Here is an 11554-nt window from a genome sequence, read left to right as displayed (position 1 = left end):
CGGGATCGGGGCCACCCTCGAAGGGCTTCTCTCTACAGTCTCAAGGCGAACGCTTAGCGTCGCTTGGCCATCTCGTTGATGAAGCGGTCGAACAGTGGCGCGACATCGTTCGGGCCCGGGCTCGCTTCAGGGTGACCCTGGAAGCTGAACGCGCTCTTGTCGGTGCGTTCGATGCCTTGCAGGGTGCCATCGAACAGCGATTTGTGGATCGCGCGCACGTTGGCTGGCAGGGTTTCTTCGTCTACCGCGAAACCGTGGTTCTGGCTGGTGATCATCACGACGCCAGTGTCCAGATCCTGCACCGGGTGGTTGGCACCGTGGTGGCCGTGGCCCATTTTCAGGGTCTTGGCGCCGGAGGCCAGTGCCAGCAGTTGGTGACCGAGGCAGATGCCGAATACCGGAATTTCGGTTTCCAGGACTTCCTTGATCGCCTTGATCGCGTAGTCGCATGGCTCCGGATCACCAGGGCCGTTGGACAGAAACACGCCGTCCGGCTTCAGTGCCAGCACATCAGCGGCTGGGGTCTGAGCCGGCACCACGGTGACGCGGCAGCCGCGCTCGACCAGCATGCGCAGGATGTTGACCTTGACGCCGTAGTCGTAGGCAACCACGTGGTAAGGCAGCTCGGAAGCGTCGATGGTCGCATGGCTATCGGTCTTCAGATCCCAGACAGTCGAGCGCCACTCGTATTGAGTCTTGGTGCTGACGACTTTCGCCAGATCCATGCCCTTGAGGCCCGGGAAGCCTTGCGCCGCGGCGATGGCCGCTTCTTCGGAGATGTTGTCACCAGCCATGATGCAGCCGTTCTGTGCGCCTTTTTCACGCAGGATGCGAGTCAGGCGACGGGTGTCGATACCGGCGATGGCCACAACGTTGTTGGCTTTCAGGTAGTCGGACAGGGACATCGTGTTACGCCAGTTGCTCGCTACCAGCGGCAGGTCACGGATGACCAGGCCAGCGGACCAGACGCGATCGGACTCGGCATCTTCCGGCGTGGTGCCGGTGTTGCCGATGTGCGGGTAAGTCAGGGTAACGATCTGTTGGGCGTAGGAAGGATCGGTAAGGATTTCCTGATAGCCGGTCATTGCGGTGTTGAACACCACCTCACCAACGGTTTGACCGTCGGCACCAATGGCTTCGCCGCGAAAAATGCTGCCATCAGCAAGGGCAAGTATGGCTGGCTTAGTCAAGAAGACCTCCCGTAAATAACGCATGAAAGGGCGATCGCAGGTTGTAAAAAAGCGGAGTGACGTATGGACACGTCACCCCGCTTCTTCACTGAATTATTCTGCGCGCTTTTAGTGGACACACTAAAGCTGTAGCTTACAGAAAAAGGCTTTTTTGGTCCACCGCTAAAGAGCCGAAAAGGCCGGAGAATGCGACAGGTCGTCGCCAAGCGGAGAAAACCCAGCGCAAACAGGGCGTTTGCGCTGGGTTCAGCAGTGTATCAACGCAGGTCGAGCACGTCTTGCATGTCGTACAGACCCGGCTCGCGACCGTCCAGCCACAACGCCGCACGCACCGCGCCCTTGGCAAAAGTCATACGGCTCGACGCCTTGTGCGTGATCTCCAGACGCTCACCTTCGCAGGCGAACAGCACGGTGTGGTCACCCACCACGTCACCGCCGCGCACGGTGGCAAAACCGATGGTTTCACGCTCGCGAGCACCGGTATGACCTTCGCGACCGTACACCGCGACCTTCTGCAAATCACGATCCAGCGCACTGGCGATCACTTCACCCATGCGCAACGCCGTACCCGACGGCGCATCGATCTTGTGACGGTGATGAGCTTCGATGATTTCGATATCAGCATCATCGCCCAGCACGCGCGCTGCCATATCCAGCAGCTTCAGCGACAGATTGACGCCGACACTGAAGTTGGCCGCGAACACGATCGGAATATCCTTGCCCGCCTCGACCAGCAACTGCTTCTGCGCCGCGTCCAGCCCGGTAGTGCCGATAACCATGGCCTTGCCTGCCTTGCGGCAGAACGCGAGGTTTTTCAGCATCACTTCCGGCAGGGTGAAGTCGATCAATACATCGAACTCTTCAGCCACAGCCTCGATATGCCCGGACAACGGCACACCGATGCGACCCAGCGACGCCAGCTCACCGGCATCGACGCCGATCAGCGTGCTGCCAGGACGAACCACGGCAGCGGTCAACCCGGTCAGCGGCGCGCGCTGCTGCACGGCTTCGACCAGAATCTTGCCCATGCGCCCAGCAGCGCCCATCACAGCTATTCGTCGCATGCCGACTCCTTACAGATCGCCGAAGAAGCGCTTCACACCGTCAAACCAACCGGTGGTTTTCGGTGAATGGCTGTTGTCGTCCGCCAGCGAACTGCGGAACTCTTCCAGCAATTCGCGCTGACGACGGTTCAGGTTGACCGGGGTCTCGACGGCCACACGGCACATCAAGTCGCCCGCACCGCCGCCACGCACCGGCGCCACGCCTTTGCCGCGTACGCGGAACTGCTTGCCGGTCTGGGTGCCTTCAGGGATTTTCAGTTTGACGCGACCGTCGAGGGTCGGAATTTCCAGCTCGCCGCCCAAGGCTGCATCAACAAAGCTGATCGGCACTTCGCAGAACAGATGCTTGCCATCGCGCTGGAAGATGTCGTGCTCGCGGACATTGATGACCACGTAAAGGTCGCCCGTCGGACCACCCTGAGTACCCGCCTCGCCTTCGCCGGACAGACGAATGCGGTCACCGGTATCAACGCCGGCCGGCACTTTGACCGACAAGGTTTTGTACTCTTCGACGCGACCGTCACCGTGGCAGGAGTCGCACGGATCAGAAATGATCTTGCCTTGGCCATGGCAACGCGGGCAGGTCTGCTGCACCGAGAAGAAGCCCTGCTGCATGCGCACCTGACCGATGCCGCCGCAAGTCGGGCACGTCGATGGCGAGGAGCCTTTCTTAGCGCCAGAACCATCGCACGGCTTGCAGTTGACCAATGTCGGAACACGGATATTCACGGTCGTGCCGCGCACCGCTTCTTCCAGATTCAGCTCCAGGGTGTAGCGCAAGTCGCTGCCACGCTGAGCGCCGCCACGGGAACCGCCGCGACCGCCACCGAAGAAATCACTGAAGACATCACCAAAGATGTCCGAGAAATTCTGACCGCCGAAACCGGCGCCACCGCCACCCATGCTCGGGTCGACACCGGCATGACCGTACTGGTCGTACGCCGCACGCTTGCTCGAGTCGGACAGCACTTCATAGGCCTCGTTGGCCTCTTTGAACATTTCTTCCGACGCTTTGTCATCGGGATTACGGTCCGGGTGATGCTTCATCGCCAGACGACGGTAAGCCTTCTTCAGGTCCGCATCGCTTGAGCCGCGCTCAACACCCAACACTTCGTAATAGTCACGCTTTGCCATAAGTCTTCTGCACTCTTGAGGACGTCCGACAAACCCCTCCTGAGGATCGTCAAACTCGTTGAGCCCCAATACAGGCCCGGACCCAACTCACGTCAATTCAACGATCCTGGTCTTTGTTTCTTGTGGTACTTGCGGCACGGAAAGCAGGAGCATTCCCGGCCATACCAGCAACACACGAGGCTTGTCGCATGCTGTAAAAATTCGCGTATTCCAGATACGCCAACGCGGGAGCTAGCTCCCGCGCGGCGACATCCTACCAGTCACTGCCTAAAGGCAGTCAACCGGCCGACCAACAACTTACTTGTGGTCTTTGACTTCTTCGAACTCTGCATCGACAACGTCGTCAGCCTTCTCAGCCGATTCGCCTTGCGGGGCTGCACCATCAGCTGGCTGAGCCTGTTCGGCGTACATCTTCTGAGCAACCGGAGCGGAGACTTTCGACAGCTCTTCAACCTTGGCTTCGATAGCAGCCTTGTCGTCGCCTTTGACAGCAGCTTCCAGAGCAACCACAGCGGCTTCGATCGCAGTCTTCTCTTCGGCGGTGACTTTGTCGCCCGCGTCGGCAATCATTTTGCGAGTCGAGTGAACCAGTGCGTCACCCTGGTTACGGGCAGCGGCCAGCTCTTCGAACTTGCGGTCTTCCTCAGCGTTGGCTTCGGCGTCACGCACCATGCGCTCGATTTCTTCGTCGGACAGACCGGAGTTGGCCTTGATCACGATCGACTGGGTCTTGCCGGTAGCCTTGTCTTTCGCGCCAACGTGCAGAATGCCGTTAGCGTCGATGTCGAAGGTCACTTCGATCTGCGGCACACCACGTGGAGCTGGTGGAATGTCGGCCAGGTCGAACTTGCCCAGGGACTTGTTCTGAGTGGCTTGCTTACGCTCGCCCTGCAGCACGTGAATGGTCACAGCACCCTGGTTGTCGTCGGCAGTCGAGAACACTTGCGATTTCTTGGTAGGAATCGTGGTGTTTTTCTCGATCAGCGCAGTCATCACGCCACCCATGGTTTCGATACCCAGGGTCAGCGGGCTGACGTCGAGCAGCAGAACGTCTTTCACGTCACCGGCCAGAACAGCGCCCTGAATCGCAGCACCCATGGCAACAGCTTCGTCCGGGTTAACGTCTTTGCGAGCTTCTTTACCGAAGAAATCAGTAACCAGCTTCTGAACCAGCGGCATACGGGTCTGACCACCGACCAGGATCACGTCGTTGATCGCGCCAACGTCCAGACCTGCGTCTTTCATGGCGATACGGCAAGGTTCGATGGTGCGCTGAACCAGGTCTTCAACCAGTGCTTCGAGCTTGGCACGCGAGATCTTCACGTTCAGGTGCTTAGGACCGGTCGCGTCTGCAGTGATGTACGGCAGGTTGACGTCGGTCGACTGAGCGGACGACAGCTCGATCTTGGCTTTCTCAGCGGCTTCTTTCAGGCGCTGCATGGCCAGCGGGTCACCTTTGAGGTTCATGCCGCTTTCTTTCTTGAATTCGTCAACGAGGTAGTCGATCAGACGAATGTCAAAGTCTTCACCGCCGAGGAACGTGTCACCGTTGGTAGCCAGTACTTCGAACTGGTGCTCGCCGTCTACTTCAGCGATCTCGATCACGGAAACGTCGAACGTACCGCCACCCAGGTCATAAACGATCACGGTGTGATCGCCCTTGGCCTTGTCCATACCGTAAGCCAGAGCGGCTGCGGTTGGTTCGTTGATGATACGTTTTACGTCCAGACCAGCAATGCGGCCGGCGTCTTTGGTCGCCTGACGCTGGCTGTCGTTGAAGTAGGCCGGAACGGTGATCACCGCTTCGGTCACGGTCTCGCCGAGGTAGTCTTCGGCGGTCTTCTTCATCTTTTTCAGGATTTCAGCCGAGATTTGTGGCGGCGCCATTTTCTGGCCGTTCACTTCAACCCAGGCGTCGTTGTTGTCAGCCTTGACGATCTTGTAAGGGACCATCTGGATGTCTTTCTGCACAACTTCTTCGTCGAAACGACGACCGATCAGACGCTTTACCGCGTACAGAGTGTTGTGCGGGTTGGTCACAGCCTGACGCTTGGCCGACTGACCTACCAGGATTTCGCCATCGTTGGCGTAAGCGATGATCGACGGCGTGGTACGCGCGCCTTCAGCGTTTTCGATAACTTTTGCTTTGCCGTTTTCCAGCACGGAGACGCAGGAGTTGGTAGTCCCCAGGTCGATACCGATAATTTTGCCCATGTTAACTCTCCCGAAACTTTGGATTTTGTTGCCGCAGCAGTGGTGGCTAACTGCGGTAATACTTAAACGCTTGACTTCTAAATGGGGGCCTTGCGGCTAATTTCAAGCCTTCTCGTCGATCGAAGGCGAAATTGGCGCAGGCGCCTTGCTGACCACAACCATGGCCGGGCGCAACAGGCGACCGTTGAGCTGGTAGCCCTTCTGGAACACCTTCAGAACGCTGTTCGGTTCTACGTCGGCGCTTTCCTGCATGGCCATCGCCTGATGCTGAACGGCGTTGAACGGCTCGCCATGCGGGTCGATCGCTTCCAGCTGATAACGCTTGAGGGTGTCGTGGAACATTTTCAGCGTCAGCTCGATGCCTTCGCGCATCGGACGGATGCTTTCGTCGTCCGGGTTCGACAGCTCAAGGCCGCGCTCCAGACTGTCGACGATCGGCAACAGGTCGCCGGCGAATTTTTCCAGGGCAAACTTGTGCGCCTTCTCGACATCCTGCTCGGCACGGCGACGGACGTTCTGCAGATCGGCAGCAACACGCAGAGACTGATCCTGCGCGGCGGCCAATTGCTCTTCGAGCACTTGTACACGGGTCGCCAGGTCATCACCCGAACCTTCGGGCGCCTGATTGGCTTCTGGGTTTTGCGTATCTACTGTCTGTTCGTCAGCCATAGAATTCTCCTTTCAATTTCGTCCGCGAGCCTGACTCGCGCTTCTGCCCCGATATATGGGGCCGCAAAATCAGGCTTCAAGGGCTTTCAACCATTAACCCTACAAAAAAGTGCCACATTCTCATTCCTGAATGCGCTAAGCAGTTTTTATGTTCAAGCGAATCGAGCTAAGGGAGGGCATTGTCAGCCCGAAACAAAACACTGTATAAATAACCAGACCTAAAGCCTGGGAGCGGCCTTTATGCTGGTGCACCTGTCCGTACATAACTACGCCATCGTTGAACATCTCGATCTCGAACTCGATCGCGGGATGAGCGTGATCACAGGGGAAACCGGCGCCGGCAAGTCGATCATGCTCGACGCCCTGGGCCTGACCCTTGGTGATCGTGCCGACAGCGGCGTGGTTCGCCCCGGTGCCGACAAGGCCGATATCCTTGCGACCTTCGATCTGGCCGACATCCCTGAAGCCAGCACGTGGCTGGCCGAGCGCGATCTGGAAACTGACGGCCCGTGCATTCTGCGCCGGGTAATCACGTCGGAAGGTCGCTCGCGCGGCTACATCAACGGCACCCCTTGCCCACTGGGCGATCTCAAGTCGCTGGGCGAGTTATTGATCGATATCCACAGCCAGCACGAACACCAATCCCTGCTGAAAACCGATACCCATCGTCGGTTGCTGGACGAGTACGCCGGCGCTACAGATCTGGCCCGCCAGGTTCAGCTCGCCGCCCAGCGCTGGCGCCAGACTCGCCAGGAACTGGAGCGCCTTTCCAACTCCGGCGACGAACAACGCGCGCGCCATCAATTGCTGAGCTATCAACTCGAAGAGCTGGAAAACCTCGGCCTCGGCGATAACGAACTTGAGCAACTGGAGCAGGAACACAAAAACCTGACCAACGCCGAGACCCTGCTGGGCATTTGTCGGCAAGTGGTCGAGCAATGCAGCGAAAGCGATTCCGGCAATGTGCTGAACGCACTGACCGCCAGCCTCAATCGCCTGTCGAGCGTGAATAACTCCGTCGGCGCATTGGGCGAAGCCAGCAGCCTACTGACCAGCGCGCAGATCCAGGTCGAAGAGGCCGTCGGCGAACTCAACCGCTTCCTCGACAACTTCGATGCCGATCCGGCGCGCCTGCAATATCTGGAAGAGCGTCTCGACGCGATCTACACGCTGGCACGCAAACACCGGATTCAGCCGACCGAGGTCGGGGAAATGCAGCAGAAGTTGCTGGATGAGATAGAAACCCTCAACGCCAATGACGAGTCCATCGAGCGCCTGGGAGAAGAACTGGCTTCCTACGCCCGCCACTATCAAGAGAAGGCGCGGGAACTGAGCGACTTGCGTCATCAGGCTGCCGGCAGTCTCGCCAGCGCGGTTGAACAGGAAATTCAGCGTCTGGGCATGCCCGGAGGTCGATTCACCATTGAATTAAAGGCCAATAGCAGCGACGAATTGCTGCCCAACGGGCTGGAACAGGTCGAATTGCTGGTCAGCGCCAACCCGGGCCAACCACTGAAGGCGCTGGCAAAAGTCGCTTCTGGTGGCGAACTGTCACGGATCAGCCTGGCGATTCAGGTCATCACCGCACAGACATCCCGTGTTCCGACGCTGGTGTTCGACGAAGTGGACGTCGGCATTGGTGGCCCTACCGCTGAAATTGTCGGCCAGCTGCTGCGCCGTCTCGGGGATCGCGGCCAGGTACTGACCGTGACGCACTTGCCTCAGGTGGCAGCGCAGGGTCATCAGCATCTGTTCGTGCACAAGGTGCGGGGCGAACAGGCGACGCACACCGCCGTCTCCAAACTGAGCAAGAACGAGCGCATAGAAGAAGTGGCGCGGATGCTCGGCGGCATCGATCTGACCAAGGAATCCCTGGCCCACGCGAAAAAAATGGTTGTGACCGCCAAGGTTTGACAACGACAGAAAGCACGAAGGCGACCCTTGGGTCGCCTTCGTTCGTTTCGCGAATATGAAATTCGCGCGACATGCTTACTTTTTCTTGCGGATGTACAGCACCAGGTTGTGATCCACCAACTCGACACCGTGTTCCTCGGCAATTGCCTTCTGAAGCTTTTCGATTTCCGGGCTGACGAATTCGACAACCTCACCGGTTTCCACGTTAACCATGTGGTCGTGGTGACCACTGTCGGCCAACTCGAAAACCGCATGGCCACCGTCGAAGTTGTGACGGACCACGAGGCCAGCCGCTTCGAACTGGGTCAGAACACGGTAAACCGTGGCCAGACCGACGTCCTCACCAGCTTCCATCAACGCCTTGTAGACGTCCTCGGCACTCATGTGGCGCTGCTCGGTGGAGTCGAGCATTTGCAGGATCTTGACCCGTGGCAGGGTCACTTTAAGGCCGGCTTTGCGTAGTTCGCTATTTTCAACCATGGTCAGCTTTCTCGCGATGCTGCTTCGCAGCTTCTCTTAATGCGGGTATGATCGGCGTTTACGTTGTCCCAGCCAAGATAGTGGAAGTCGCCCACCGATGCAAAACACCAAGCTCTTGCTAACCAGTTTCACCTTTGTGGGACTGCTCGCACTCGCCGGTTGTTCATTCCCCGGGGTTTACAAAATCGACATCCAGCAGGGCAATGTCGTCACGCAGGACATGATAGACCAGTTACGCCCGGGAATGACCCGGCCGCAAGTACGGTTTATCATGGGTAACCCTCTGCTTGTCGACACGTTCCATGCCGATCGCTGGGATTATCTGTACAGCCTGCAACCGGGTGGCGGTGAACGCCAACAGGAACGCATCAGCGTTATTTTCAACTCAAACGACCAGCTTGTCAGCCTGTCCGGTGACTTTATGCCGGGCGTAAGCCGTGACGAAGCCATTCTCGGCAAGGACAGTGGCACTACGGTGACCGCTCCTGCTGAAAACGCCGAGAAGCCAACACCGGAAAAACCGGTGAAGCCAGGTTCCTTGCTGGATCAGATCCAGAAGGACGTCGATGGTGTAGAAACCGTTCCGGTTCCGACACCAGAGCCGCTGGACACCTCGCCGCAATAATTGGCGAGACAATAAAAAACCCGGAAACTCCGGGTTTTTTATTGTCTGCGATTTGGTTTTTACGCGTTTCGGGCCTTGGCTTCGGCAGCCTTGGCCGCACGCAGACGCCGTACCTCTTTCGGATCGGCCAGCAATGGACGGTAAATCTCGATGCGCTCCCCTGCCTGAATCAGCCGCGAATCCGGGTCAGTAACCACTTTGCCAAAAATGCCCAATGGACATTCCGCCAGATTCAGCTCAGGGAACTCGCCACCGATACCCGACGCAAGCACCGCAGCCCGCACCGTTGCGCCGTCATTTATGCTAACCGAGCGCAAAACCTGACGATCCACGGCCGCGTACACCACCTCTATCTCGATCACCGGCTCAACCATGCATCTGCTTGGCGCGCTGGCAAAACGCGTCCACCAGCGTATTGGCGGCCTGATTGAACAGCGGCCCCAACGTCGCGCGCACCAGCGGCCCGGCATAGTCGAAAGACAGATCCAGACTGATCTTGCAGGCCTTCTCGTTCAACACCTTGAACACCCAGACACCGTGCAACTGATTGAACGGCCCCTCTTCAAGGTTCATCTCGATCGACTGCCCTGGCACCAGCGTATTACGCGTCACGAAATGCTGGCTGAGACCACCCTTCGCTACGCCAACACTGGCGCGCATATGCTCCGGCGAGCTTTCCAGTACCTCGGCCGACGAGCACCACGGCAGAAATTCCGGGTAGCGTGCCACGTCATTCACCAGGTCGTAGAGAAATTGCGCCGGGTACGGCAGCAATGCCGATCGTTGAATATGTGTCGTCATGTGAGCGTTACTTCCAGAGCTGAGCGGCAAACACTACAAGAATGCCGATGGGCGCCACGTAGCGCATCAAGAACAAAGACAGGGCGAACAGTACCGGGTTGCGGATCGACAACTCGTCGCGTACCGCTTCACGCCCCATCACCCATCCAGCAAACAGCACGAAACACAGGCCACCGAGCGGCAACATGATCCGCGAGGTGAAGAAATCGATCACGCCAAAGAAGTCCAGACCGCTCTGCGCACCCCATTGGTAGAGGTGGAACATCCCGCCTTCGTTCACGAAAAATTTGGCTTCCTTCCAGATATTGAAGGAGAACACTGTGCCCAGACCGACGAACCAGCAGATGAATGCCAGCCAGAAGGTTACCCAGGCGCGACTGACTTTCGTGCGTTCAACCAGATAGGCAACCATCGGTTCCAGAAGCGAAATCGCCGAACTCCAGGCCGCAATCGCCACCAGCACAAAGAACACCACGCCCATCAATTGACCAAAAGCCACATTACCAAAGGCAAATGGCAGGCTGACGAACATCAAGCCTGGTCCTTCGCTAGGGTTCAGCCCCCCGGCAAACACAATCGGGAACAAGGCCAGACCGGCGACCAGCGACACAAAGGTATCAAGCAGCGCCACGCCGACAACCGTGCCGGACAGCGACGAACTTTTCGGCATGTAAGCGCCGTAGATCATGATCGAGCCGACACCGACGCTCAGCGAGAAGAACGCGTGGCCCATCGCTGGCAACAAGCCGTCGAGGACTTTTTCCGGGTGGAAGTCGAACATGAAATGCACGCCTTCCATGAAATGCCCGGTGGTCATGCTGTAACCCAGCAATACCAGGATCATCACGAACAGCAGCGGCATCATGATGCGCAAGCTGCGCTCAAGTCCGGCAACCACGCCTTTGGCGATCACATAGGCTGACAGCAGCATGAAAATCGTGTGCCAAAGTGTCAGGCGCCATGGATTAGAGATGACATTGCCGAAATAGGCGCCGACCTGATCGGCCGTCGCGCCCTGGAAGTCGCCGCGCCCCATGTCGACGATGTAATCCAGCGACCAGCCGCCGACCACACTGTAGAAAGACAGGATCAGCAATGCCGTGATCATCCCGGCAAATGCGCCCCACGACCACTTGCCCGAGTGCCCGGCTTCCAGCGCCAGCACCTTCAAGGCGTTCGCCGGACTCTGCCGGGCGCGCCGGCCGATCAGGGTTTCCGCGAGCATGACCGGTATGCCGATCAGCGCGATACACGCCAGAAACATCAGCACAAAGGCACCGCCGCCGTAGACCCCGACCATGTAGGGGAACTTCCAGATACTACCCAGTCCCACGGCCGAACCGGTCGCGGCGAGTATGAATACCCAGCGGCTAGCCCAACTGCCGTGGACAGAAACCTTGTCTGTCGACATCGTTTATCACGCCCAAGCGTTAGAAAAAGAGGCCGCATTGTCCGGGATTCAC

The 11554-nt window shown here is 58.2% G+C and carries 11 protein-coding genes; 2 read left to right on the top strand and 9 right to left on the bottom strand.

Translation table 11 applies throughout. From position 1 onward, the window contains the following. Positions 1-53 precede the first annotated feature (53 nt). The 5 genes from carA to grpE all read right to left on the bottom strand — a co-directional run bounded on the left by carA (position 54) and on the right by grpE (position 6271). Positions 54-1190, bottom strand: coding sequence for a glutamine-hydrolyzing carbamoyl-phosphate synthase small subunit (gene carA / locus PspS49_RS04105; RefSeq protein WP_007915228.1), 1137 nt, complete (start codon positions 1188-1190; stop codon positions 54-56). Positions 1191-1447: 257 nt separating this feature from the next. Further along, the gene (dapB, locus tag PspS49_RS04100; RefSeq protein ID WP_038357479.1) at positions 1448-2254 is read right to left on the bottom strand and encodes a 4-hydroxy-tetrahydrodipicolinate reductase; all 807 of its coding nucleotides are present in this window, start codon (positions 2252-2254) and stop codon (positions 1448-1450) included. A 9-nt stretch (positions 2255-2263) separates the two neighbouring features. Next, on the bottom strand, positions 2264-3388 hold the full coding sequence (gene dnaJ / locus PspS49_RS04095; protein ID WP_007915222.1) for a molecular chaperone DnaJ: 1125 nt from the start codon (positions 3386-3388) through the stop codon (positions 2264-2266). Positions 3389-3685: 297 nt separating this feature from the next. Continuing rightward, entirely contained in the window at positions 3686-5602 is a 1917-nt protein-coding gene (gene dnaK, locus PspS49_RS04090) for a molecular chaperone DnaK (protein WP_007915221.1), read from the bottom strand. A 102-nt stretch (positions 5603-5704) separates the two neighbouring features. Then, complete coding sequence (gene grpE / locus PspS49_RS04085; RefSeq protein WP_007915219.1) at positions 5705-6271, bottom strand: nucleotide exchange factor GrpE; 567 nt, start codon at positions 6269-6271, stop codon at positions 5705-5707. Between the two features lie 240 nt (positions 6272-6511). Between grpE and recN the strand changes: the two genes are divergently transcribed. Continuing rightward, entirely contained in the window at positions 6512-8185 is a 1674-nt protein-coding gene (gene recN / locus PspS49_RS04080; RefSeq protein ID WP_160038263.1) for a DNA repair protein RecN, read from the top strand. A 75-nt stretch (positions 8186-8260) separates the two neighbouring features. On the opposite strand, the gene fur is transcribed toward recN, so the two are convergent. Further along, positions 8261-8665, bottom strand: a complete 405-nt coding sequence (fur, locus tag PspS49_RS04075) for a ferric iron uptake transcriptional regulator (RefSeq protein WP_007915216.1) — start codon at positions 8663-8665, stop codon at positions 8261-8263. A 97-nt stretch (positions 8666-8762) separates the two neighbouring features. On the opposite strand from fur, the gene PspS49_RS04070 reads away from it, so the two are divergent. After that, on the top strand, positions 8763-9290 hold the full coding sequence (locus PspS49_RS04070) for an outer membrane protein assembly factor BamE (protein ID WP_007915215.1): 528 nt from the start codon (positions 8763-8765) through the stop codon (positions 9288-9290). Between the two features lie 59 nt (positions 9291-9349). Here PspS49_RS04070 and PspS49_RS04065 read toward each other — a convergent pair whose 3' ends face one another. From PspS49_RS04065 to PspS49_RS04055, 3 genes are read right to left on the bottom strand one after another with little or no spacing between them, the layout of a single operon-like run. After that, complete coding sequence (locus PspS49_RS04065; RefSeq protein ID WP_137219101.1) at positions 9350-9664, bottom strand: RnfH family protein; 315 nt, start codon at positions 9662-9664, stop codon at positions 9350-9352. Then, positions 9657-10091: a type II toxin-antitoxin system RatA family toxin gene (locus tag PspS49_RS04060; protein WP_016986510.1), complete on the bottom strand. Its 435-nt coding sequence runs from the start codon at positions 10089-10091 to the stop codon at positions 9657-9659. Before PspS49_RS04060 ends, PspS49_RS04065 begins: the two co-directional genes overlap by 8 nt. 7 nt (positions 10092-10098) lie before the next feature. Then, positions 10099-11502: a sodium-dependent transporter gene (locus PspS49_RS04055; RefSeq protein ID WP_150749595.1), complete on the bottom strand. Its 1404-nt coding sequence runs from the start codon at positions 11500-11502 to the stop codon at positions 10099-10101. Positions 11503-11554: the final 52 nt, after the last annotated feature.

Origin of the sequence: Pseudomonas sp. S49 (assembly GCF_009866785.1) — a bacterium.
Taxonomy (GTDB): Bacteria; Pseudomonadota; Gammaproteobacteria; order Pseudomonadales; family Pseudomonadaceae; genus Aquipseudomonas.
The sequence above is the reverse complement of the archived record's forward strand: the minus strand, read 5'-3'. Positions and strand labels throughout refer to the sequence as shown.

What these genes read in the sequence shown, in the direction of transcription:
- PspS49_RS04070 (WP_007915215.1), top strand. Translation starts at nt 8,763, where the DNA reads ATGCAAAACACCAAGCTCTTGCTAACCAGTTTCACCTTTGTGGGACTG.
- dnaK (WP_007915221.1), bottom strand. Translation starts at nt 5,602, where the DNA reads ATGGGCAAAATTATCGGTATCGACCTGGGGACTACCAACTCCTGCGTC.
- PspS49_RS04065 (WP_137219101.1), bottom strand. Translation starts at nt 9,664, where the DNA reads ATGGTTGAGCCGGTGATCGAGATAGAGGTGGTGTACGCGGCCGTGGAT.
- grpE (WP_007915219.1), bottom strand. Translation starts at nt 6,271, where the DNA reads ATGGCTGACGAACAGACAGTAGATACGCAAAACCCAGAAGCCAATCAG.
- dnaJ (WP_007915222.1), bottom strand. Translation starts at nt 3,388, where the DNA reads ATGGCAAAGCGTGACTATTACGAAGTGTTGGGTGTTGAGCGCGGCTCA.
- fur (WP_007915216.1), bottom strand. Translation starts at nt 8,665, where the DNA reads ATGGTTGAAAATAGCGAACTACGCAAAGCCGGCCTTAAAGTGACCCTG.
- dapB (WP_038357479.1), bottom strand. Translation starts at nt 2,254, where the DNA reads ATGCGACGAATAGCTGTGATGGGCGCTGCTGGGCGCATGGGCAAGATT.
- PspS49_RS04055 (WP_150749595.1), bottom strand. Translation starts at nt 11,502, where the DNA reads ATGTCGACAGACAAGGTTTCTGTCCACGGCAGTTGGGCTAGCCGCTGG.
- recN (WP_160038263.1), top strand. Translation starts at nt 6,512, where the DNA reads ATGCTGGTGCACCTGTCCGTACATAACTACGCCATCGTTGAACATCTC.
- PspS49_RS04060 (WP_016986510.1), bottom strand. Translation starts at nt 10,091, where the DNA reads ATGACGACACATATTCAACGATCGGCATTGCTGCCGTACCCGGCGCAA.